Consider the following 21,243-nt stretch of genomic DNA (forward strand, 5'->3'; position numbering starts at 1 on the left):
TGGGGGGCGAAGGACCCGGGTCCAGGGGGCGGAGCCCCCTGGACGCACCTCAGGCGGAAGCCGGCGGATACAGCGACCGCGGCAGTTGCGAAGCCGCCGCCGCGTCCAGCAGCCACAGGGTCCGGCTGCGGCCGTACGCCCCCGCCGCCGGCGCCTGGATCTCGCCCGCGCCCGAGAGCGCGATCGCCGCGGCCCGGGCCTTGTCCTCGCCCGCGGCCAGCAGCCACACCTCACGGGCCGCACGAATCGCCGGCAGCGTCAGCGTCACCCGGGTCGGTGGCGGCTTCGGCGCGCCGTGGACGCCGACCACCGTGCGGTCGGTCTCCCGGACCGCCGGCAGCTCCGGGAACAGCGACGCCACGTGCGTGTCCGGGCCGACGCCCAGCATCAGCACGTCGAACGTCGGCACGGGGCCGTGGTTCTCCGGGCCCGCCGCCGCTGCCAGTTCCTCCGCGTACGCGGCCGCCGCCGCGTCCACGTCGTCGCCGTGGGGGCCGTCCGACGCGGGCATCGCGTGCACCCGCTTCGGGTCCAGCGGTACCGAGCCGAGCAGTGCCTGACGCGCCTGCGTGATGTTGCGGTCCGGGTCGCCCTCGGGCAGGAACCGTTCGTCGCCCCACCAGAGGTCGAGCCGGCTCCAGTCCACGGCGTCCCGGGCGGGCGCCGCGGCCAGGGCGGCCAGCAGGCCGTTGCCGTTGCGGCCGCCGGTCAGGACCACGGACGCCGAGCCCCGGGAGGCCTGCGCGTCCACGATCCTGGTGATCAGCCGGGCCGCCGCGGCCTGCGCCATCAGCTCCTTGTCGCGGTGGACGACGAGCTGCGGTGCCGTACTCACTTCGTCGTCGCCTTCCGTACCGGTTCCAACTTGGGCGGTTCCTGCTTCACCGGTGCCTCCGCCGTCGCTTGCGAAGCGGGTGCTTTCGCAGCCGTTTCGACGGGTGCGGGGAGGGCGAGCCGTGCCCGTCCGTCACTTTTGGGCTCTCCCCGGTCTCCCTGCTGTCCCCGCTCTCCCGGCTCTCCTTTGGCCACCGGCCCCTCCGCCGTAGCGGACTGGGGCGCCGGAGCCGACCGGGAGGACTTCAGCCGGTCCACCCCGTACCGCAGGGCGGACGCGTAGGTGTCGTCCGGGTCCAGCCGCCGCAGTTCCTCCGCGATCAGCTCGGCCGTGTCACGGCGCTTGAGCGCCACCGCGCGGTCCGGCTGGCCCTCGATGGAGAGCGTCGCCAGGGACCCGTCGGCACGGCCCAGGTTGATCGGGCCGCAGTTGGTGTCCATACGGACCGCCGTCAGACCCGGGCCGCCGGACAGCGAGCGCTTCACGGGGACGTCCAGCCGGTCCGCGAGCCACATCGCCAGCAGCTCGCAACTCGGGTTGAACTCCTCGCCCTCCACCTCGACGGCCCTGACCTCGCAGGCCACCTGGTCGAGGGCCGCCGCCAGCATCGAGCGCCAGGGCGTGATGCGGGTCCAGGACAGATCCGTGTCGCCGGGGGTGTAGGTCCCGGAGCGGGTGGCCAGGTCCCGCACCGGCTGCTCGGAGGCGTAGGTGTCGGTGACGCGGCGCTGGCCGAGGGCACCCAGGGGGTCCTTCGCCGGGTCGAGCGGCGCGTTCACCGGCCACCAGACCACCACCGGGGCGTCCGGCAGCAGCAGCGGCAGCACCACCGACTGGGCGTGGTCGGCGACCTCGCCGTACAGCCGGAGCACCACCGTCTCGCCGGTGCCGGCGTCCGCGCCGACCCGGACCTCCGCGTCCAGCCGGGACTGCGTACGGTCGCGGGGCGAGCGGGAGACGCGCCTGATGACGACGAGCGTGCGCGAGGGATGCTCGCGCGAGGCGTCGCTCGCGGCCTTCAGCGCGTCGTAGGCGTTCTCCTCGTCCGTCACGATGACCAGCGTGAGCACCATGCCGACCGCCGGGGTGCCGATCGCCCGGCGGCCCTGCACCAGCGCCTTGTTGACCTTGCTGGCCGTGGTGTCCGTCAGGTCTATCTTCATGGCCGGCGCCAGCTCCGTCCGTGTCGCTCGAGCATTTCGTCCGCCTCGGCGGGCCCCCAGGTACCGGCCTGGTACTGGGCGGGCTTGCCGTTCTTCTCCCAGTGCTCCTCGATCGGGTCGAGGATCTTCCAGGACAGCTCGACCTCCTCGGTGCGCGGGAAGAGGTTCGAGTCACCGAGGAGAACGTCCAGGATGAGACGCTCGTACGCCTCCGGGCTGGACTCCGTGAAGGACTCGCCGTACGCGAAGTCCATCGACACGTCCCGGATCTCCATGGACGTGCCGGGGACCTTCGAGCCGAAGCGGACCGTGACGCCCTCGTCCGGCTGGACGCGGATGACGATCGCGTTGGAGCCCAGCTCCTCGGTGGCCGTGGTGTCGAAGGGGGAGTGCGGGGCCCGCTGGAAGACGACCGCGATCTCCGTCACCCGGCGGCCCAGCCGCTTGCCGGTGCGCAGGTAGAAGGGGACGCCCGCCCAGCGGCGGTTGTCGATCTCCAGCTTGATCGCGGCGTAGGTGTCGGTCTTCGAGGAGGCGTTGATGCCGTCCTCCTCCAGATAGCCGCGCACCTTCGTGCCGCCCTGCCACCCGGCCGCGTACTGGCCGCGCACGGTGTCCCGGCTCATGTCCTTGGGCAGCTTCACCGCGCCGAGCACTTTGGTCTTCTCGGCGGCCAGCGCGTCCGCGTCGAAGGAGGCCGGCTCCTCCATGGCGGTGAGCGCCAGGAGCTGGAGGAGGTGATTCTGGATCACGTCACGGGCGGCGCCGATGCCGTCGTAGTACCCGGCCCGGCCGCCGATGCCGATGTCCTCGGCCATGGTGATCTGCACGTGGTCCACGAGGGACCGGTTCCAGATCGGCTCGAACATCGTGTTCGCGAAGCGCAGCGCCAGGATGTTCTGGACGGTCTCCTTGCCCAGGTAGTGGTCGATGCGGAAGACCTGGTCCGGGGCGAAGACCTCGTGGACGACCTTGTTGAGCTCCTCGGCCGACTTCAGGTCGTGCCCGAACGGCTTCTCGATGACCGCGCGCCGCCAGGATCCGCCCGTCTGGTCGGCCAGCTGGTGCTTCTTCAGCTGCTGGATGACCACCGGGAAGGACTTCGGCGGCACGGACAGGTAGAAGGCGAAGTTGCCGCCCGTGCCCTGTGCCTTGTCCAGCTCGTCGATCGTGGAGCGCAGCCGCTCGAAGGCGTCGTCGTCGTCGAAGGTGCCCTGCACGAAGCGCATGCCCTGGATGAGCTGCTGCCAGACCTCCTCGCGGAAGGGCGTGCGGGCGTGCTCCTTGACCGCGTCGTGGACCTCCTGGGCGAAGTCCTCGTGCGCCCACTCGCGGCGGGCGAAGCCCACCAGCGAGAAGCCCGGCGGCAGCAGACCCCGGTTGGCGAGGTCGTACACGGCGGGCATGAGCTTCTTCCGGGACAGGTCGCCCGTGACGCCGAAGATGACCAGGCCCGACGGCCCCGCGATACGCGGGAGCCGTCGGTCCGCGGGGTCACGCAGCGGGTTGCTGCTCGACACCTGTTCAGCCCTCCGAGGGGGCGAGGCGCTGAAGCTCGGCCTCGGTCGACTTCAGCAGGTCGGTCCAGGACGCCTCGAACTTCTCGACGCCCTCCTCCTCCAGCAGCCGGACCACGTCGTCGTACTTGATCCCGAGCTTCTCGACCGCGTCGAGGTCGGCGCGGGCCTGCTCGTACGTGCCGGCGACGGTGTCGCCGGTGATCTCGCCGTGCTCCTCGGTGGCGTACAGGGTCGCCTCCGGCATGGTGTTCACCGTGTTCGGCGCGACCAGCTCGGTGACGTACATGGTGTCCTTGTACGCCTTGTCCTTCACGCCGGTGGACGCCCACAGCGGACGCTGCTTGTTGGCGCCCGCCTTCTCCAGCGCGTTCCAGCGGTCCGAGGAGAAGACCTCCTCGTACGCCTGGTAGGCCAGACGGGCGTTGGCGATGGCGGCCTTGCCGCGCAGTGCCTTGGCCTCGTCGGTGCCCAGCGCGTCGATCCGCTTGTCGATCTCGGTGTCCACGCGGGAGACGAAGAACGACGCCACCGAGTGGATCTGCGACAGGTCCAGGCCGCGCTCCTTGGCCTTCTCCAGGCCGGTCAGGAACGCGTCCATGACCAGGCGGTAGCGCTCCAGCGAGAAGATCAGCGTGACGTTGACGCTGATGCCCAGGCCGATGGTCTCGGCGATGGCCGGGATGCCCGCCTCGGTCGCCGGGATCTTGATCAGGGTGTTGGGCCGGTCCACCAGCCAGGCGAGCTGCTTGGCCTCGGCGACCGTGGCCCGCGTGTTGTGCGCCAGGCGCGGGTCGACCTCGATCGACACCCGGCCGTCCTTGCCGCCGGTGGCGTCGAAGACGGGGCGCAGGACATCGGCGGCGTCACGGACGTCCGCCGTGGTGATCATGCGGATGGCCTCTTCGACGGTGACCTTGCGGGCGGCGAGGTCGGTCAGCTGCGTGTCGTAGCCGTCGCCCTGCGAGATCGCCTTCTGGAAGATCGACGGGTTGGTGGTGACGCCCACGACGTGCTGCTGGTCGAGCAGTTCGGCGAGGTTGCCGGACGTGATCCGCTTGCGCGACAGGTCGTCCAGCCAGATCGCCACGCCTTCCTCGGAGAGGCGCTTGAGTGCGTCTGTCATGGAAATTCCATCTCCTACGTGTCGTATATAAGCGTCAGCGCTGAGTTGCGGCGATCGATTCCCGCGCGGCGGCGGCCACGTTCTCGGCGGTGAAGCCGAACTCGCGGAAGAGGACCTTGCCGTCGGCCGAAGCACCGAAGTGCTCCAGGGAAACGATGCGGCCGGCGTCTCCCACGTACTTGTGCCAGGTGAGTCCCACCCCGGCCTCCACCGCGACGCGCGCCCTCACGCTGGGCGGAAGGACGCTGTCCCGGTACCCCTGGTCCTGCTGCTCGAACCACTCCACGGACGGCATGGACACCACGCGGGTGGGCACGCCGGCGCCCTGGAGCTGCTCGCGCGCCTCGACGGCGACGTGCACCTCGGAGCCGGTGGCGATGAGGATGACCTCGGGCTCTCCGCCGTCGGCCTCGAACAGGACGTAACCGCCCTTGGCCGCGTCGTCGTTCGGCTCGTAGGTCGGCACACCCTGACGGGTCAGCGCCAGGCCGTGCGGCTGGCCCTTGCCGAACTCCTTCGTCCAGCGCCTCAGGATCTCGCGCCAGGCGATGGCGGTCTCGTTGGCGTCGGCGGGCCGGACGATGTTCAGGCCCGGGATGGCGCGCAGCGAGGCCAGGTGCTCGATCGGCTGGTGGGTCGGGCCGTCCTCGCCGAGGCCGATGGAGTCGTGCGTCCACACGTAGGTGACCGGCAGGTGCATCAGCGCCGACAGGCGTACGGCGTTGCGCATGTAGTCGGAGAAGACCAGGAAGGTGCCGCCGTAGATCCGGGTGTTGCCGTGCAGCGCGATGCCGTTCATCTCGGCGGCCATCGCGTGCTCGCGGATACCGAAGTGGATCGTGCGGCCGTACGGGTCCGCCTCCGGCAGCGGGTTGTCCGCCGGGAGGAAGGAGCTCGTCTTGTCGATCGTGGTGTTGTTGGAACCGGCCAGGTCGGCCGAGCCGCCCCACAGCTCGGGGATGACCCCGCCGAGGGCCTGGAGGACCTTGCCGGAGGCGGCACGTGTGGCAACGCCCTTGCCCACCTCGAAGACCGGGATCTTCTCCTCCCAGCCGGTGGGCAGCTCACCCTTGGCGATCCGGTCGTACTCGGCGGCGCGCTCGGGGTTGTTGTCCCGCCACTGCTGGTACGCCTTCTCCCACACCGCGCGGGCCGCCTGGCCCCGCTCCAGCGCCTTGCGGGTGTGCGTGATGACCTCGTCGGAGACCTCGAAGCTCTGCTCCGTGTCGAAGCCCAGGACCCGCTTGGTGGCCGCGACCTCGTCCTCGCCCAGCGCCGAGCCGTGCGCGGCCTCGGTGTTCTGCGCGTTCGGGGCCGGCCAGGCGATGATCGACCGCATCGCGATGAACGACGGCTTGTCCGTGACGGCCTTGGCCTGCTGGATCGCCTCGTAGATCGCGGCCGGGTCCAGGTCGCCGTCGGCCTTCGGCTCCACGCGCTGCACGTGCCAGCCGTAGGCCTCGTAGCGCAGTGCGGTGTCCTCGGAGACGGCCGTCTCGGTGTCGCCCTCGATCGAGATGTGGTTGTCGTCCCACAGCAGGATCAGGTTGCCGAGCTTCTGGTGGCCCGCCATCGAGGACGCCTCGGCGGAGATGCCCTCCTGCAGGCAGCCGTCACCGGCGACGCAGTAGACGAAGTGGTCGAAGGGCGACTCGCCCTCGGCGGCCTCCGGGTCGAACAGGCCGCGCTCGTAGCGGGCGGCCATCGCCATGCCGACCGCGTTCGCGACACCCTGCCCGAGCGGGCCGGTCGTCGTCTCCACACCGGTCGTGTGCCCGTACTCGGGGTGACCGGGGGTCTTCGAACCCCAGGTGCGGAAGGACTTCAGGTCGTCCAGCTCCAGGCCGAAGCCGGCCAGGTACAGCTGGGTGTAGAGGGTCAGGGACGAGTGGCCGGCGGACAGCACGAAGCGGTCCCGCCCGACCCAGTCGGCGTCCGCCGGGTCGTGCCGCATCACCTTCTGGAAGAGGGTGTAGGCGGCAGGCGCCAGGCTCATCGCCGTACCCGGATGGCCGTTACCGACCTTCTGTACGGCATCGGCGGCCAGGACACGCGCGGTGTCGACGGCCCGCTGGTCCAACTCGGTCCACTCGAGGTCTGTGGTGGTCGGCTTGGTGCTCACCCTGGGTCAGGGCTCCTCTCCACATGTCGGATGCCGGTGTATCGGGGCGTCCACCGGCCGCAGCCGAGCCTACCCCCGTGGGACGTGCGTTCTTTCGAGTCACTCCAGAGTGCCGGGACACGTTTCGATCCGCTTCCTGCCTGGGGCGTATCCCATTCGACAGGTGAATACGGAGCCGCTCATCCGGGTGCTCAATCGAGCTTCCGCGCGCCCGTCGGAAGGTGCCGCCCAACACGAGCCGACCCCCGCGAATGTCCGAGTCTGGGCAACGTCTAAAGTGGCGTGGTACGCGCGAGCCTTTACCGGGACTTCACACGGGTGAGGCTTGCTGGGATGTCTCTGTAGGGGTGTGCGTGACGGCCGTAGAATCCCGTCCAGCGGGGATGCTTGGGGCGGACCAGAGCCCGGTCCACCGGCCGTTCGGGGCCCGTGTCAAGGCGTTCGTGGCTCTCACCAAGCCGCGGATCATCGAACTGCTGCTGATCACCACGGTGCCGGTGATGTTCCTGGCGCAGCAGGGCGTGCCCGACCTGACGCTGGTGCTGCTGACCTGCGTCGGCGGATACATGTCCGCGGGCGGCGCCAACGCGCTCAACATGTACATCGACCGCGACATCGACGCCCTGATGGACCGCACCTCGCAGCGTCCGCTGGTCACCGGCATGGTCAGCCCGCGCGAGTGCCTGGTCTTCGGCATCACGCTGGCGGTCGCCTCGACGCTGCTGTTCGGCCTCACCGTGAACTGGCTGAGCGCCTGGCTCTCCCTCGGCGCGCTCCTCTTCTACGTCGTCGTCTACACGATGATCCTCAAGCGCCGTACCTCGCAGAACATCGTGTGGGGCGGCATCGCCGGCTGTCTGCCCGTGCTGATCGGCTGGTCCTCGGTCACGAACTCGATGTCGTGGGCGCCGGTCATCCTCTTCCTCGTCATGTTCTTCTGGACGCCGCCGCACTACTGGCCGCTGTCCATGAAGGTGCGGGAGGACTACGCGCGCGTGGGCGTGCCGATGCTGCCGGTGGTCGCCTCCAACAAGGTCGTCGCCAAGCAGATCGTGATCTACAGCTGGGTCATGGTCGCCGTCTCGCTCCTGCTGACCCCGCTCGGCTACACCGGCTGGTTCTACACGTCGGTCGCCCTGCTGGCGGGCGGCTTCTGGCTCTGGGAGGCGCACGGCCTGCAGAACCGCGCGAGGGCGGAGGTGACGGGCGCGAAGCTGAAGGAGATGCGCCTGTTCCACTGGTCGATCACCTACGTCTCGCTGCTGTTCGTGGCGGTCGCGGTCGATCCCTTCCTGCGCTGACGTACGTCACAGGGCCCTGCCCTCGCCAGTCGGTCTACCCGTGAGTAGCATCCTGGTCATGGCAGAGACGCAGCAGGTTGACCCGAAGGCCGAGCGCAAGGTGGCCCGGCTGGCCCAGCAGATCAGCTCCTTCTCCAAGGCCCACGGCGGCGCCGAGGGCCAGGTGGCCCACCTCGGCGAACGCGGCGCCCGCATCGTCCTGGTCGGCGAGGACGGCAACTGGGGCGACCTGGTCGCCCCGTCCTTCGAGATCGCCGAGAAGGCCGTGGAGAAGTCCGGCATCACGGCCCACGAGTCCTTCGACGGCGAGTTCGCGGCCAAGGTGAAGACGGGCCCCTACGAGTGGACGCGCATGGCGGGCATCCAGGTGGGCGGCCCGAAGAACGACTGACCCTGTTCTCAGGGGCGCGGGGCTGCATCGATGTGCGGCTCCGCCGCGTGGCGCGAACGACCACGCCCGACCCGCACCCGCCGAACAGACCCCGCCCCCGCCACTCCGGGACCGCGACCTCGAACCCCGCTCACCCGTTAGGCCCCTTGAGAACAGGGTCCACACCGGGGAGCCCGGATGATCGAAACGCCGTCCCTAGTGGACCAGTACTGCCACGGAGTGCTGCGTACAGAGCTGGGCCTCGGCACCTTCGAGGCCCACCTCTCCCGCACCGAGGGCCCACCCGCCCCCGGCACCACCCTCTTCGACACCCAGACCGGCTTCGCCGTGAGGCGCTGGTGCCCGCCCCTGCTCGGCCTGGAACCCCACTGCGCACCGGCCCGCTACCTGGCCCGCCGCCGCGAACTGGGTGTCCAGGAGTCCGCCCGCCGGCTCCTGCGCGGCAGCGGCATCACGACCTACCTGGTCGACACCGGCCTCCCCGGCGATCTGACGGAACCCGGCGAGCTGGCCTCCGCCGGAGCCGCCGAGGCCCACGAGATCGTCCGCCTGGAACTGCTCGCCGAGCAGGTCGCCGACACCTCCGGAACCGTCGAGTCCTTCCTCGCCAACCTCGCCGAGTCCGTGCACGCCGCCGCCGCGCACGCCGTCGCCTTCACCTCGGTCGCGGGTGTACGGCACGGCCTCGCGCTCGCGCCCGAGCCGCCCGGGCCGGGGGAGGTGCGGGGGGCCGTCGGCCGCTGGCTCGCCGGGCGCGGGGTCGGCGGGGAGCTGAGCGACCCGGTGCTGCTGCGGCACCTGCTGTGGAGCGCGGTCGCCTCGGGGCTGCCGCTCCAGCTGCACGCGGGACTGGGGGCGCCGGGTCTGCGGACCGACCGTACGGACCCGGTGCTGCTGACGGACTTCGTGCGGGCCACGGCCGGGCTCGGCACGGACCTGGTCCTGCTGGACGCGTACCCGTACCACCGGCACGCCGCCCACCTCGCCGCCGTCTTCCCGCACGTCTACGCCGACTCCGGCGCCGCCCTGGTCCGCACCGGCGCCCGGGCCGCCACCGTCCTCGCCGAGATCCTGGAGCTGGCTCCCTTCGGCAAGATCCTCTTCTCCACCGGGGCCCAGGGGCTGCCCGAGCTGCACGTGGTGGGCGCCCGCCTGTTCCGCGAGGCCCTCGGCCGGGTGCTCGGCACCTGGGTCGCCGAGGGCGCGTGGTCCCTGGCCGACGCGCAGCGGGTGGCGGGCATGCTGGCGTCGGCGAACGCGCGCCGGGTGTACGGGCTGGGCTAGGCCTTGGTCAGGGTGGTCTCGGCGACGGGGCCGGGCGCGTCCGCCACGAAGTCGGGCCGTTCGCGCAGCGACAGCACCACCCGCAGCACCCAGATCCACATCACGGCCGAGCCGAGCATGTGCAGGCCCACCAGGACCTCGGGCAGGTCGGTGAAGTACTGGACGTAGCCGATGACGCCCTGCGCGAGCAGGATCAGGAACAGTTCGCGGGTGCGGTTCAGCGGGTTCCTGGGGGCGCCGACCGCCTTGAGGACGAACCACAGGGCGAACGTCAGTGTCACCACGATCCACGCCAGCACGGCGTGCAGCTTGCTCACCGTCTCCCAGTCGACCGGCATCCGCTCGACCTCGCTGGAGTCGCCCGCGTGCGGGCCCGCGCCGGTGACCACCGTGCCGACCAGGATGAGCAGCACGGCCGCCGCGACCAGGAACCACACCAGCTGCTGCACGGCCTTGCCGACCAGCGGGCGCGGGGCCGCGTCACCCTCGCGGGTGCGCTGCCACATCACCGTGGCCACCGCGATGAGCGCGGAAGTGGCCACGAAGTGCGCCGCGACCGTGTACGGGTTGAGACCGACCAGCACCACGATGCCGCCGAGCACGGCGTTGATCATCACGATCCAGAACTGCGCCCAGCCCAGCCGGGTCAGGCTGCGCCGGTACGGCTTCTGCGAGCGTGCGGCGATGATCGCCCAGCCGACGGCGGCGCACAGCACGTACGTCAGCATGCGGTTGCCGAACTCGATGGCGCCGTGGAGGCCCATCTCGCTGGTGGAGGTGAGCGAGTCGGCGGTGCACTTGGGCCAGGTCGGGCAGCCCAGGCCCGAGCCGGTGAGCCGTACGGCCCCGCCGGTCGCGACGATGATCACCGACATCAGGATCGCGGAGAGGGCCGCGCGCTGGACCGTCCGGGGTTCCGGGGTCCAGCGTTCGGCGATGAAGGCGAGCGGGTTGCGCAGGGCCGCCACGGCGTCGGCACGGGTCAGTTTTGGCACGCGTCCCATCGTAGGCCGCTGCTTGTGCACGCTTTCACGAGGGTCCGTCATGGGTCGTCTCCCGGCCGTCACGGGACTTCTCCCAGCCGTCCATGGGCCTGACTCCGCCAGGGCCTGACCCCGGTATGGACCTCACCTGGTCATGGGCCCTACTCCCAGCGGAAGAACTTCCCGGCCGCCGCCAGCCCCACGACCGCCCAGACGGCCAGGATCCCGAGGTTGCCCCAGGGCATCGAGGCCCCGTGCTGGAGCACGTCCCGCAGTCCGTCGGACAGCGCCGAGATCGGCAGCAGGCCGAGCACGTCCTGGGCGCCGGCGGGGAACTTGTCCAGCGGCACGACGACCCCGCCGCCGACGAGGAGCAGCAGGAACACCAGGTTGGCCGCGGCCAGCGTCGCCTCGGCCTTCAGCGTCCCGGCCATCAGCAGGCCGAGGCCGGAGAAGGCCGCCGTGCCGAGGACCAGGAGGAGCAGGACGGCGAACGGGTCGCCCTGCGGCGACCAGCCGAGCGCGAAGGCGATCACCGTCAGCAGCACCACCTGGAGCACCTCGGTGACCAGCACGGACAGCGTCTTCGCCGCCATCAGGCCCCAGCGGGGCAGGGGCGAGGCGGCGAGCCGCTTCAGGACGCCGTAGCGGCGCTCGAAGCCGGTCGCGATGGCCTGGCCGGTGAACGCGGTCGACATCACCGCGAGCGCGAGGATGCCGGGCGCGAGGAAGTCGACCGCCTCGCCGGCGCCGGTGTCGACGATGTCCACGGTGCTGAAGAGGACCAGGAGCAGGGTCGGGATGACGACGGTCAGCAGCAGCTGCTCGCCGTTGCGCAGCAGCATCTTCGTCTCGAGCGCGGCCTGGGCCGCGATCATGCGGGTGAGGGGCGCCGCGCCGGGCTTCGGCGTGTACATCCCGGTGCCGGTGGCGGTCACGAACGCAGCTCCTTGCCGGTCAGCTCCAAGAACACGTCTTCGAGGGTGTGCCGCTCCACCGAGATCTTCTCCGGCATCACTCCGTGCTGGGCGCACCAGGAGGTGACCGTCGCGAGGAGCTGCGGGTCGACCTTGCCGGCGACCCGGTACGCGCCCGGCGTCAGCTCCACGGCGGAGCAGTCGGCGGGCAGGGCCTTCAGCAGGGAGCCCACGTCCAGGCCGGGCCGGCCCGAGAAGCGGAGCGTGTTCTCGGCGCCGCCGCGGCACAGCTCCTCCGGCGAGCCCTGGGCGATGACCCGGCCCGCGTCGATGATCGCCACGTCGTCGGCGAGCTGCTCGGCCTCGTCCATGTAGTGCGTGGTGAGGATCACGGAGACGCCGTCGGCGCGCAGGTCCCTCACCAGGTCCCAGGTGGCGCGGCGGGCCTGTGGATCGAGCCCGGCGGTCGGCTCGTCGAGGAAGACCAGCTGCGGGCGCCCGACCACGGCCATCGCCAGCGCGAGCCGCTGCTGCTGCCCGCCCGACAGCCGCCGGTACGTCGTACGGCCGCACGAGCCGAGGCCGAGGCGCTCGATGAGCGCGTCCACGTCCAGGGGGTGCGCGTGCAGCCTGGCGATGTGGCGGAGCATCTCGTCGGCGCGGGAGCCCGAGTAGACGCCGCCGGACTGGAGCATCACGCCGATCCGTGGCCGCAGGTCACGCGACTGTCCGACCGGGTCGAGGCCCAGGACGCGTACCGTGCCGGAATCCGGCTTCCGGTATCCCTCGCAGGTCTCGATCGTGGTCGTCTTGCCCGCCCCGTTGGGGCCGAGCACGGCGGTCACACCCTCCCGGGCCACCAGGTCGAGCCCGTCCACCGCGGTCTTCGTGCCGTACCGCTTCACCAGGGCCTGGACCTGGACCACGGGCTCACTACGCATGGGTCCAGAGTCTAGGTAGGCGCGCGGGGGCGCGGACCGGGGGGTGCGGCTACTCCTCCTCGCGCGGCCGGTGCACCGCCAGCCACCGCTCGGCGTAGGCCACCGCGTCCCGCAGCGGGAACAGCCGCACCTCGGCCGCCCCGACCTTGCCGCGGACGACGGGCCGGTCCCGCTCGAAGTCGTAGCCCAGCTCGTCGAACCGGTCGGAGCTGATCGACACCTCGGTCACGGTCTCCCAGCCCCCGGGGCCCGGCCGGCCCACGGCGACGCGCGGGGACGGGATCCGGTACTCGGCGAGGTGGAAGCCGGTGCAGGAGGCGTAGCCGGCGCCGAGCAGCAGGACCCGGGCGCCCATCGCCTCCAGCGTCGCCAGCGGGCTGCGCTCACCGAGCCGGCAGTCGGAGGCGTGGCCCTCGGTCACCTCCGCCGCGCGCGGGCCGAGCGCCGCGAAGGAGGTCTGCGGATGCGCGCTGCGCAGCGCGCCGGGCCAGGTGCGCACGGTCTCCGGGACGACGCCGACTCCGCGGCTGGGCGTGATGCGCGGGTCGTAGGCGGGCATGGTGGCCCGGATGGCCGGCCACCACTGCGGTGACACGGGCGGGTTGCTCCACAGCGCCGGGTCGGAGAGGTCACCGGTCTGCGTGGGCACCACCAGCGTGCCCTCCGGGCCGAGCGCGTCGAGCAGCCCCCGCACCACCGCGACGGCACCGCCGTTGACCCAGCCGAGGGCGCTGAGCGAGGAGTGCACGAGGAGGGTCTCGCCGGGCCGCACGCCCAGCTCGCCCAACTGCGCCAGGAGTGTCGCCCGGGTGACAAGAGGGCCGGTCGGAGGGGGTGTGGGCATGGTTCCGGAGTGTCCCCGAAGCGGCCTCGGCATGCCACCGGTTTGCTCGACCGGAGATCGTTTCCGCAGGTCACGTTAGGTATACCTAAGTGACGCAGGGCACCGTGGGGTGCGCCGGACGCGGCTTGCCCGGCCCCGAGGAATTACGCAACAATGGCGTTGTGAAAAACGTCGGCGAGGCTCGGGAGGCCCCCATGGGGGCACCGCAGGAGGAGCTCGCGACCGGTGAGCGGTCCACCCGCAACCGGGTCGCGCGGTCCATCCTGGACCACGGCCCGTCGACCGTCGCGGAGCTCGCCGAGCGGCTGAGCCTCACCCAGGCGGCCGTACGCCGGCATCTCGACGCCCTCGCGGGCGACGGTGTCGTCGAGGCGCGCGAGCAGCGGGTCTACGGCACACGCACCCGCGGCCGCCCGGCCAAGGTGTTCGCCCTGACCGACTGCGGCCGGGACGCCTTCGACCAGTCCTACGACACGCTCGCGGCGGACGCGCTGCGCTGGATCGCCGACCGCGAGGGCGGCAGCGAGGCGATCGCCGCCTTCGCCCGCGCCAGGATCGCCGCGCAGGCGGGTGCCTACCGCCGGGCGGTCGAGACCGCCACGCCCGAAAAACGGACCGAAGCGCTGGCCAAGGCCCTGAGCGCCGACGGGTACGCTGCTACCGCGCGCAGCGCGCCTCACCCTCAGAAGGGTGAACAGCTCTGCCAGCACCACTGCCCGGTCGCCCACGTCGCAGAGCAGTTCCCGCAGCTGTGCGAGGCGGAGACGGAATTTTTCGCGGAGCTGCTCGGTACGCACGTACAGCGGCTCGCCACCATCGCGCACGGCGACGGCGTCTGCACGACGTTCATCCCCAAGATTTCCCACAACGCATCTGCAAGCACGGCCGGGAGGAACCCCGCATGACTCTCCCCACGGAGACTGCCCACCCTGAGCTCGAGGGCCTGGGCAAGTACGAATACGGCTGGGCCGACTCCGACACGGCCGGCGCCTCTGCCAAGCGCGGCATCAACGAGGACGTCGTCCGGGACATCTCCTCCAAGAAGAACGAGCCGGAGTGGATGACCAAGCTCCGTCTCAAGGGCCTGCGCCTGTTCGAGAAGAAGCCCATGCCGAACTGGGGCTCGGACCTGTCGGGCATCGACTTCGACAACATCAAGTACTTCGTGCGCTCCACGGAGAAGCAGGCGGAGTCCTGGGAGGACCTGCCCGAGGACATCAAGAACACGTACGACAAGCTCGGCATCCCCGAGGCGGAGAAGCAGCGCCTCGTCGCCGGTGTCGCCGCCCAGTACGAGTCGGAGGTCGTCTACCACCAGATCCGTGAGGACCTGGAGGAGCAGGGCGTCATCTTCCTCGACACCGACACCGCGCTGAAGGAGCACCCGGAGCTCTTCAAGGAGTACTTCGGGACGGTCATCCCCGTCGGCGACAACAAGTTCGCGTCGCTGAACTCCGCCGTGTGGTCGGGCGGCTCCTTCATCTACGTGCCGCCGGGCGTCCACGTGGAGATCCCGCTCCAGGCCTACTTCCGTATCAACACGGAGAACATGGGCCAGTTCGAGCGGACCCTGATCATCGTCGACGAGGGTGCCTACGTGCACTACGTCGAGGGCTGCACCGCCCCGATCTACAAGTCGGACTCGCTGCACTCCGCGGTCGTCGAGATCATCGTCAAGAAGAACGCTCGCTGCCGGTACACGACCATCCAGAACTGGTCGAACAACGTCTACAACCTGGTCACCAAGCGCGCCGTCGCCTACGAGGGCGCCACCATGGAGTGGATCGACGGCAACATCGGCTCCAAGGTGACGATGAAGTACCCGGCCGTCTACCTGATGGGCGAGCACGCCAAGGGTGAGACCCTGTCCATCGCCTTCGCCGGCGAGGGCCAGCACCAGGACGCCGGCTCCAAGATGGTCCACATGGCGCCGAACACGTCCTCCAACATCGTCTCGAAGTCCGTGGCGCGTGGTGGCGGCCGTACGTCCTACCGCGGCCTCGTCGAGATCGGCGAGGGTGCCCACGGCTCCAAGTCGAACGTGCTCTGCGACGCGCTGCTCGTCGACACCATCTCCCGCTCGGACACCTACCCCTACGTGGACGTCCGCGAGGACGACGTGTCCATGGGCCACGAGGCGACCGTCTCCAAGGTCTCCGAGGACCAGCTCTTCTACCTGATGAGCCGCGGCCTGAGCGAGTTCGAGGCCATGGCGATGATCGTGCGCGGCTTCGTCGAGCCCATCGCCAAGGAGCTCCCCATGGAGTACGCGCTGGAGCTCAACCGGCTGATCGAGCTGCAGATGGAGGGCGCGGTCGGCTGACCAGCCCCCTCGCCAGCAGACGCCCCACTCAGGAAAGAGAGCACTACGACAGCCATGGCTGAGGCCCAGAACTCCCCCACTCTCGGCTCCGCTCGAGCGGGGGGACCCACATCGGTGGGCTCCACCACCACCGGCTCGATCGCGGTGGCGGCCGAGTCGACCGTCGCCACCCGCATGAGCGCGCCCCCCTCCTTCGACGTCGCGGACTTCCCCGTCCCGCACGGCCGCGAGGAGGAGTGGCGGTTCACCCCGCTGGAGCGCCTGCGCGGCCTGCACGACGGCACCGCCGCCGCCACCGGCAACGGCGTGAAGGTCGACGTCCAGGCTCCCGAGGGCGTCACCGTCGAGGCCGTCGGCCGCGACGACGCGCGGCTCGGCAAGGCAGGCACCCCGGCGGACCGCGTCGCCGCCCAGGCCTACTCGGCATTCGAGAAGGCCTCGGTCGTGACCGTCCCGAAGGAGACCGTCCTCACCGAGCCCATCCGCATCGCGGTGCACGGCGAGGGCGGCACCGCCTTCGGCCACCAGGTGATCGAGCTGGGCGCCTTCGCCGAGGCCGTCGTGGTCATCGACCACACCGGTGACGCGGTGCTCGCCGCCAACGTCGACTACCTCCTGGGCGACGGCGCGAAGCTCACCGTCGTCTCCGTCCAGGACTGGGACGACAAGGCCGTCCACGTCGCGCAGCACAACGCGCTCGTCGGCCGCGACGCCTCCTTCAAGTCCGTCGTCGTCACCTTCGGCGGCGACGTGGTCCGGCTGCACCCGCGCGTGCAGTACGCCGGTCCCGGCGGCGAGGCCGAGCTGTTCGGCCTGTACTTCACCGACCAGGGCCAGCACCAGGAGCACCGCCTCCTGGTCGACCACAACGTCCCGCACTGCAAGTCGAACGTCGTCTACAAGGGCGCGCTCCAGGGCGAGGACGCGCACGCGGTGTGGATCGGCGACGTGCTCATCGAGGCCAAGGCCGAGGGCACGGACACGTACGAGATGAACCGCAACCTGGTCCTCACGGACGGGGCGCGCGTGGACTCCGTACCGAACCTCGAGATCGAGACCGGCGAGATCGTCGGCGCCGGCCATGCCTCGGCGACCGGCCGCTTCGACGACGAGCAGCTCTTCTACCTCATGGCCCGCGGCATCCCGGAGCACGAGGCCCGCCGTCTGGTGGTCCGCGGCTTCTTCGCCGAGCTGGTCCAGCAGATCGGTCTGCCGGACATCGAGGAGCGCCTGCTCGGCAAGATCGAGGAGGAGCTGGAGGCGGCGGTCGCATGACCTTCGTACGCGTCTGTGGACGGGGCGAGCTGGAGGAGGACACCCCCAAGCGGGTGGAACTCGACGGCACGCCCGTGTCCATTGTGCAGACCGAGGGCGAGGTGTTCGCGATCCACGACATCTGCTCGCACGCGAACGTCTCCCTGTCGGAGGGCGAGGTCGACGACTGCCACATCGAGTGCTGGCTGCACGGCTCGCGTTTCGACCTCCGTTCCGGCAAGCCCGACGCCCTTCCGGCGACGCGCCCCGTCCCCGTATACCCCGTAAAGATCGATGGGGACGACGTGCTCGTCTCCCTCACCCAGGAGTCCTGAGGCACCCATGGCAACGCTTGAAATCCGAGACCTGCACGTCACCGTCGAGGTCGAGAACGGTACGAAGGAAATCCTCAAGGGTGTCGACCTCACCGTGAAGCAGGGCGAGACGCACGCCATCATGGGCCCCAACGGCTCGGGCAAGTCGACGCTCGCCTACTCCCTCGCGGGGCACCCGAAGTACACGATCACCGGCGGCACCGTCACCCTCGACGGCGAGGACGTCCTGGAGATGTCCGTCGACGAGCGCGCCCGCGCCGGACTGTTCCTCGCCATGCAGTACCCGGTCGAGGTCCCGGGCGTCTCGGTGTCGAACTTCCTGCGCACCTCCGCCACCGCCATCCGCGGCGAGGCCCCCAAGCTGCGCACCTGGGTGAAGGAGGTCAAGGAGGCCATGCAGCGCCTCAACATCGACCCGGCCTTCGCCGAGCGCAACGTCAACGAGGGCTTCTCCGGCGGTGAGAAGAAGCGCCACGAGATCCTCCAGCTGGAGCTGCTCAAGCCCAAGGTCGCGGTGCTCGACGAGACCGACTCCGGCCTGGACGTCGACGCGCTGCGCGTCGTGTCGGAGGGCGTGAACCGGGTCCGCGAGACGGGCGAGGTCGGCACCCTGCTGATCACGCACTACACGCGCATCCTCCGCTACATCAAGCCCGACCACGTGCACGTCTTCTCCGGCGGCCGGATCGTCGAGTCCGGCGGCGCCGAGCTCGCCGACAAGCTGGAGGAAGAGGGCTACGAGGCATACGCGAAGCTCGACGGAGCCGACACGAAGGGTGGCGCATCCGCGTGACATTGCTGCCGGGCCTCCTCGACACCGAGGCGATCCGCAAGGACTTCCCGATCCTGGACCGCCAGGTCCACGACGGCCAGAAGCTCGTGTACCTGGACAACGCGGCGACCAGCCAGAAGCCGCGCCAGGTGCTGGACGCACTCAGTGAGTACTACGAGCGCTACAACGCCAACGTCCACCGCGGTGTGCATGTGCTCGCCGAGGAGGCCACGGCGCTGTACGAGGGCGCGCGCGACAAGGTCGCGGCGTTCGTCAACGCGCCCTCGCGCGACGAGGTGATCTTCACCAAGAACGCGTCGGAGTCGCTCAACCTCGTGGCGAACATGCTGGGCTGGGCCGACGAGCCCTACCGCGTGGACTCCGAGACCGAGATCGTCATCACGGAGATGGAGCACCACTCCAACATCGTGCCGTGGCAGCTGCTCGCGCAGCGCACGGGCGCGAAGCTGAAGTGGTTCGGCCTCACCGACGACGGCCGCCTGGACCTGTCGAACATCGACGAGGTCATCACCGAGAAGACGAAGATCGTCTCCTTCGTGCTGGTCTCCAACATCCTCGGCACCCAGAACCCCGTCGAGGCGATCGTGCGCCGCGCCCAGGAGGTCGGTGCGCTGGTGTGCATCGACGCCTCCCAGGCCGCGCCGCACATGCCGCTGGACGTGCAGGCCCTGCAGGCCGACTTCGTGGCGTTCACCGGCCACAAGATGTGCGGCCCGACCGGCATCGGCGTCCTCTGGGGCCGCCAGGAGCTGCTGGAGGACCTGCCTCCGTTCCTCGGCGGCGGCGAGATGATCGAGACGGTGTCGATGCACTCCTCGACGTACGCCCCGGCGCCCCACAAGTTCGAGGCGGGCACGCCCCCGATCGCCCAGGCGGTCGGTCTCGGCGCGGCGATCGACTACCTCGACGCGATCGGCATGGACAAGATCCTCGCCCACGAGCACGCGCTCACCGAGTACGCGGTGAAGCGGCTGCTGGAGGTCCCCGACCTGCGCATCATCGGCCCGACCACGGCCGAGGAGCGGGGCGCGGCGATCAGCTTCACCCTCGGGGACATCCACCCGCACGACGTGGGCCAGGTCCTCGACGAGCAGGGCATCGCGGTCCGGGTCGGCCACCACTGCGCCCGGCCGGTCTGCCTGCGCTACGGAATTCCTGCGACCACGCGAGCGTCGTTCTATCTGTACTCCACGCCGGCCGAGATCGACGCGCTGGTCGACGGCCTGGAGCACGTACGGAACTTCTTCGGCTGAGGGGCGTGCTAGACGGTGAAACTGGACTCCATGTACCAGGAAGTCATCCTGGACCACTACAAGAACCCGCACGGGCGGGGCTTGCGGGATGGCGACGCCGAGGTGCACCACGTCAACCCGACGTGCGGTGACGAGATCACGCTGCGCGTGAAGTACGACGGCACGACGATCAAGGACGTCTCGTACGAGGGCCAGGGCTGTTCCATCAGCCAGGCGAGCGCGTCCGTACTGAACGAACTCCTCGTCGGCAAGGAACTCTCCGACGCGCGCAGGATCCAGGAGACCTTCCTGGAGCTGATGCAGTCCAAGGGGAAGCTCGAACCCGACGACGCGATGGAGGACATCCTGGAGGACGCGGTCGCGTTCGCCGGTGTGTCCAAGTACCCGGCCCGGGTGAAGTGCGCCCTGCTGAGCTGGATGGCCTGGAAGGACGCGACGGCCCAGGTACTGGGCGGAGCCGACGCCGAGAAGGAGACGACGGCATGAGTGAGACCGTTGAGATGAAGCCGGCCTCGGAGGAAGAGGTCCGTGAGGCGCTGTACGACGTCGTCGACCCCGAGCTGGGCATCGACGTCGTCAACCTCGGACTGATCTACGGCATCCACATCGACGAAGCGAACATCGCGACGCTCGACATGACCCTGACCTCGGCGGCCTGTCCGCTGACCGACGTCATCGAGGACCAGGCCAAGTCCGCCACGGACGGCCTCGTCAACGAGTTGCGCATCAACTGGGTCTGGATGCCGCCGTGGGGCCCGGACAAGATCACGGACGACGGGCGCGAACAGCTCCGGGCGCTTGGGTTCAACGTCTGAGATCCACAGGCCTGACGTGAGGGCGGCATCCTTTCCGGGTGCCGCCCTCACGCATGCTCAGTCCAGACCGGCCACGAGCTGGAACGACGAGTCCGAGCGGTACTGGTGACTGTGCTCGTAGGGTTCCAGGCGGACCTGGAAGTTGCGGTGGCGCAGGAAGCGGCCCGGGTAGTTCGCCGACTCCAGCATGACCGCGCCCGAGGGGAACGAGGGGCGGGGGCAGAAGGTGGCGTCCTCGCGGAACAGGGCCGAGCCGTCGTCGGTGTCCTCGACCAGGACGAAGCTGCGGTGGCGGAGGTAGCGGCCGTCCGCCGTGGCGAAGGAGTGGCAGGAGGGGTCGGCGAGGCCGGAGACGCGCTGGAACGTGGCGTCCTCGCGCTGCTCGGGGCCGGAGCCGATCCGGTCCAGGCGGACGTAGCCCTCGCGGACCCGCCAGTAGCGGTCCGGGTAGTTGACCGAGCGTATGGACGTCCCGTGCGCGGCCGGGGGCTTCGGCGCCTTCGACGTGGTGGGGGACTCAGAGGGCTTGGGAGCCTTCTTCTGCGGCTTCGGACTCGGGTCGGCGTCGGCGGGTGCGCTCGTGGCGGGGGTGGGGGACGGGCGGTCGCGGTCCGCGCCCGGGGTTTCGCCGGGGCTCTTGGAGGGGGTCGCGAAGGAGATCAGGCCGCCGGGGGCCGAGCTGCCGAGGGTCGTCGGCTCCGCCGCCTCGCGGGCCCGCCCGCCGGACTCCTTCTCCATCACGGTGACGGCCGTGACGCACGCGGTGATCGTGGCCAGGGCGAGGACGCCCGCCAGCCACAGTCGTCGGGTTCCCGGTGCCCGGGTGGTGTCCGGGGCCCAGCCGCTCTCCCAGGGGCGGTCCTGTGGGGGCTGGGACTCGTCTTGTGACATGCGCTGTTCCTCCGGCGGGGCACCCTTGACGGCGGCGCAGTTGTGGTGTCCCGGTGTGTGATCGGTGACACCGTAGTGGACGGGTGGGACGCCTGTGGCGCGTTTTATGAGAGCGGTCTCGCGCCGGTATCCAGATGTGTCCTACCTCCGTTGTG

At 70.2% G+C, this 21,243-nt stretch carries 21 protein-coding genes; 11 read left to right on the forward strand and 10 right to left on the reverse strand.

The window, feature by feature from the left end:
* Window positions 1–49 precede the first annotated feature (49 nt).
* From pgl to tkt, 5 genes are read right to left on the reverse strand one after another with little or no spacing between them, the layout of a single operon-like run.
* Window positions 50–835, reverse strand: a complete 786-nt coding sequence (gene pgl / locus ACZ5TL_RS12135) for a 6-phosphogluconolactonase (RefSeq protein ID WP_468589375.1) — start codon at window positions 833–835, stop codon at window positions 50–52.
* On the reverse strand, window positions 832–1,998 hold the full coding sequence (opcA, locus tag ACZ5TL_RS12140; RefSeq protein ID WP_468589376.1) for a glucose-6-phosphate dehydrogenase assembly protein OpcA: 1,167 nt from the start codon (window positions 1,996–1,998) through the stop codon (window positions 832–834). Before opcA ends, pgl begins: the two co-directional genes overlap by 4 nt.
* A complete protein-coding gene (gene zwf, locus ACZ5TL_RS12145) occupies window positions 1,995–3,518 on the reverse strand; it encodes a glucose-6-phosphate dehydrogenase (RefSeq protein ID WP_468589377.1) in 1,524 nt (507 codons plus the stop codon). The genes opcA and zwf overlap by 4 nt, the downstream gene beginning before the upstream one ends.
* A gap of 4 nt (window positions 3,519–3,522) precedes the next feature.
* Window positions 3,523–4,641 (reverse strand): transaldolase, encoded by a 1,119-nt coding sequence (gene tal, locus ACZ5TL_RS12150; protein ID WP_468589378.1) that lies wholly within the window; start codon window positions 4,639–4,641, stop codon window positions 3,523–3,525.
* A gap of 34 nt (window positions 4,642–4,675) precedes the next feature.
* Window positions 4,676–6,763 carry a transketolase gene (gene tkt / locus ACZ5TL_RS12155; RefSeq protein WP_468589379.1) on the reverse strand — a complete coding sequence of 696 codons (2,088 nt, stop codon included), beginning with the start codon at window positions 6,761–6,763 and terminating at the stop codon, window positions 4,676–4,678.
* Between the two features lie 383 nt (window positions 6,764–7,146).
* Here tkt and ACZ5TL_RS12160 point away from each other — a divergent pair, with 383 nt between their 5' ends.
* The 3 genes from ACZ5TL_RS12160 (at window position 7,147) to ACZ5TL_RS12170 (ending at window position 9,739) form a co-directional block, all read left to right on the forward strand.
* Window positions 7,147–8,064 carry a heme o synthase gene (locus tag ACZ5TL_RS12160; protein WP_468589380.1) on the forward strand — a complete coding sequence of 306 codons (918 nt, stop codon included), beginning with the start codon at window positions 7,147–7,149 and terminating at the stop codon, window positions 8,062–8,064.
* A gap of 58 nt (window positions 8,065–8,122) precedes the next feature.
* The gene (locus tag ACZ5TL_RS12165; RefSeq protein ID WP_468589381.1) at window positions 8,123–8,455 is read left to right on the forward strand and encodes a hypothetical protein; all 333 of its coding nucleotides are present in this window, start codon (window positions 8,123–8,125) and stop codon (window positions 8,453–8,455) included.
* A gap of 177 nt (window positions 8,456–8,632) precedes the next feature.
* The gene (locus tag ACZ5TL_RS12170; RefSeq protein ID WP_468589383.1) at window positions 8,633–9,739 is read left to right on the forward strand and encodes an amidohydrolase family protein; all 1,107 of its coding nucleotides are present in this window, start codon (window positions 8,633–8,635) and stop codon (window positions 9,737–9,739) included.
* Here ACZ5TL_RS12170 and ACZ5TL_RS12175 read toward each other — a convergent pair.
* The 4 genes from ACZ5TL_RS12175 to ACZ5TL_RS12190 all read right to left on the reverse strand — a co-directional run bounded on the left by ACZ5TL_RS12175 (window position 9,736) and on the right by ACZ5TL_RS12190 (window position 13,424).
* Window positions 9,736–10,743, reverse strand: a complete 1,008-nt coding sequence (locus ACZ5TL_RS12175) for a COX15/CtaA family protein (RefSeq protein WP_468589384.1) — start codon at window positions 10,741–10,743, stop codon at window positions 9,736–9,738. The genes ACZ5TL_RS12170 and ACZ5TL_RS12175 overlap by 4 nt on opposite strands.
* Before the next feature lie 140 nt (window positions 10,744–10,883).
* Window positions 10,884–11,639, reverse strand: coding sequence for an ABC transporter permease (locus ACZ5TL_RS12180; RefSeq protein ID WP_468589550.1), 756 nt, complete (start codon window positions 11,637–11,639; stop codon window positions 10,884–10,886).
* A 17-nt stretch (window positions 11,640–11,656) separates the two neighbouring features.
* The gene (locus ACZ5TL_RS12185) at window positions 11,657–12,580 is read right to left on the reverse strand and encodes an ABC transporter ATP-binding protein (RefSeq protein ID WP_468589385.1); all 924 of its coding nucleotides are present in this window, start codon (window positions 12,578–12,580) and stop codon (window positions 11,657–11,659) included.
* A gap of 49 nt (window positions 12,581–12,629) precedes the next feature.
* Window positions 12,630–13,424 carry an AAC(3) family N-acetyltransferase gene (locus ACZ5TL_RS12190; RefSeq protein WP_468589386.1) on the reverse strand — a complete coding sequence of 265 codons (795 nt, stop codon included), beginning with the start codon at window positions 13,422–13,424 and terminating at the stop codon, window positions 12,630–12,632.
* A gap of 161 nt (window positions 13,425–13,585) precedes the next feature.
* Here ACZ5TL_RS12190 and ACZ5TL_RS12195 point away from each other — a divergent pair, with 161 nt between their 5' ends.
* Genes ACZ5TL_RS12195 through ACZ5TL_RS12230 form a run of 8 tightly spaced genes read left to right on the forward strand, consistent with a single transcriptional unit; the run spans window position 13,586 to window position 20,197 of the window.
* Window positions 13,586–14,329 carry a helix-turn-helix transcriptional regulator gene (locus ACZ5TL_RS12195; protein ID WP_468589388.1) on the forward strand — a complete coding sequence of 248 codons (744 nt, stop codon included), beginning with the start codon at window positions 13,586–13,588 and terminating at the stop codon, window positions 14,327–14,329.
* Entirely contained in the window at window positions 14,326–15,747 is a 1,422-nt protein-coding gene (gene sufB, locus ACZ5TL_RS12200) for a Fe-S cluster assembly protein SufB (protein WP_062926168.1), read from the forward strand. Before ACZ5TL_RS12195 ends, sufB begins: the two co-directional genes overlap by 4 nt.
* Before the next feature lie 54 nt (window positions 15,748–15,801).
* Window positions 15,802–17,022 (forward strand): Fe-S cluster assembly protein SufD, encoded by a 1,221-nt coding sequence (gene sufD / locus ACZ5TL_RS12205; protein WP_468589390.1) that lies wholly within the window; start codon window positions 15,802–15,804, stop codon window positions 17,020–17,022.
* On the forward strand, window positions 17,019–17,336 hold the full coding sequence (locus ACZ5TL_RS12210) for a non-heme iron oxygenase ferredoxin subunit (RefSeq protein WP_390989635.1): 318 nt from the start codon (window positions 17,019–17,021) through the stop codon (window positions 17,334–17,336). Before sufD ends, ACZ5TL_RS12210 begins: the two co-directional genes overlap by 4 nt.
* A gap of 7 nt (window positions 17,337–17,343) precedes the next feature.
* Window positions 17,344–18,129 (forward strand): Fe-S cluster assembly ATPase SufC, encoded by a 786-nt coding sequence (gene sufC, locus ACZ5TL_RS12215; protein WP_468589391.1) that lies wholly within the window; start codon window positions 17,344–17,346, stop codon window positions 18,127–18,129.
* Window positions 18,126–19,382, forward strand: a complete 1,257-nt coding sequence (locus ACZ5TL_RS12220; protein WP_384156476.1) for a cysteine desulfurase — start codon at window positions 18,126–18,128, stop codon at window positions 19,380–19,382. Before sufC ends, ACZ5TL_RS12220 begins: the two co-directional genes overlap by 4 nt.
* A 15-nt stretch (window positions 19,383–19,397) precedes the next feature.
* Window positions 19,398–19,868, forward strand: a complete 471-nt coding sequence (gene sufU / locus ACZ5TL_RS12225; RefSeq protein WP_468589392.1) for a Fe-S cluster assembly sulfur transfer protein SufU — start codon at window positions 19,398–19,400, stop codon at window positions 19,866–19,868.
* Window positions 19,865–20,197 (forward strand): metal-sulfur cluster assembly factor, encoded by a 333-nt coding sequence (locus tag ACZ5TL_RS12230; protein WP_031143572.1) that lies wholly within the window; start codon window positions 19,865–19,867, stop codon window positions 20,195–20,197. The genes sufU and ACZ5TL_RS12230 overlap by 4 nt, the downstream gene beginning before the upstream one ends.
* Window positions 20,198–20,254: 57 nt before the next feature.
* On the opposite strand, the gene ACZ5TL_RS12235 is transcribed toward ACZ5TL_RS12230, so the two are convergent.
* Window positions 20,255–21,088 (reverse strand): AbfB domain-containing protein, encoded by an 834-nt coding sequence (locus ACZ5TL_RS12235; protein WP_468589394.1) that lies wholly within the window; start codon window positions 21,086–21,088, stop codon window positions 20,255–20,257.
* Between the last annotated feature and the right edge of the window lie 155 nt (window positions 21,089–21,243).

Source organism: Streptomyces sp. NPDC033136 (genome assembly GCF_055578235.1).

Bases quoted from the DNA above. Each gene is read 5' to 3' on its own strand.
- ACZ5TL_RS12210 (WP_390989635.1), top strand. From the start codon at position 17,019: ATGACCTTCGTACGCGTCTGTGGACGGGGCGAGCTGGAGGAGGACACC.
- tal (WP_468589378.1), bottom strand. From the start codon at position 4,641: ATGACAGACGCACTCAAGCGCCTCTCCGAGGAAGGCGTGGCGATCTGG.
- ACZ5TL_RS12170 (WP_468589383.1), top strand. From the start codon at position 8,633: ATGATCGAAACGCCGTCCCTAGTGGACCAGTACTGCCACGGAGTGCTG.
- ACZ5TL_RS12190 (WP_468589386.1), bottom strand. From the start codon at position 13,424: ATGCCCACACCCCCTCCGACCGGCCCTCTTGTCACCCGGGCGACACTC.
- ACZ5TL_RS12180 (WP_468589550.1), bottom strand. From the start codon at position 11,639: ATGTACACGCCGAAGCCCGGCGCGGCGCCCCTCACCCGCATGATCGCG.
- ACZ5TL_RS12165 (WP_468589381.1), top strand. From the start codon at position 8,123: ATGGCAGAGACGCAGCAGGTTGACCCGAAGGCCGAGCGCAAGGTGGCC.
- ACZ5TL_RS12230 (WP_031143572.1), top strand. From the start codon at position 19,865: ATGAGTGAGACCGTTGAGATGAAGCCGGCCTCGGAGGAAGAGGTCCGT.
- ACZ5TL_RS12185 (WP_468589385.1), bottom strand. From the start codon at position 12,580: ATGCGTAGTGAGCCCGTGGTCCAGGTCCAGGCCCTGGTGAAGCGGTAC.
- sufD (WP_468589390.1), top strand. From the start codon at position 15,802: ATGGCTGAGGCCCAGAACTCCCCCACTCTCGGCTCCGCTCGAGCGGGG.
- ACZ5TL_RS12235 (WP_468589394.1), bottom strand. From the start codon at position 21,088: ATGTCACAAGACGAGTCCCAGCCCCCACAGGACCGCCCCTGGGAGAGC.
- sufB (WP_062926168.1), top strand. From the start codon at position 14,326: ATGACTCTCCCCACGGAGACTGCCCACCCTGAGCTCGAGGGCCTGGGC.
- ACZ5TL_RS12175 (WP_468589384.1), bottom strand. From the start codon at position 10,743: ATGGGACGCGTGCCAAAACTGACCCGTGCCGACGCCGTGGCGGCCCTG.
- ACZ5TL_RS12160 (WP_468589380.1), top strand. From the start codon at position 7,147: ATGCTTGGGGCGGACCAGAGCCCGGTCCACCGGCCGTTCGGGGCCCGT.
- opcA (WP_468589376.1), bottom strand. From the start codon at position 1,998: ATGAAGATAGACCTGACGGACACCACGGCCAGCAAGGTCAACAAGGCG.
- sufC (WP_468589391.1), top strand. From the start codon at position 17,344: ATGGCAACGCTTGAAATCCGAGACCTGCACGTCACCGTCGAGGTCGAG.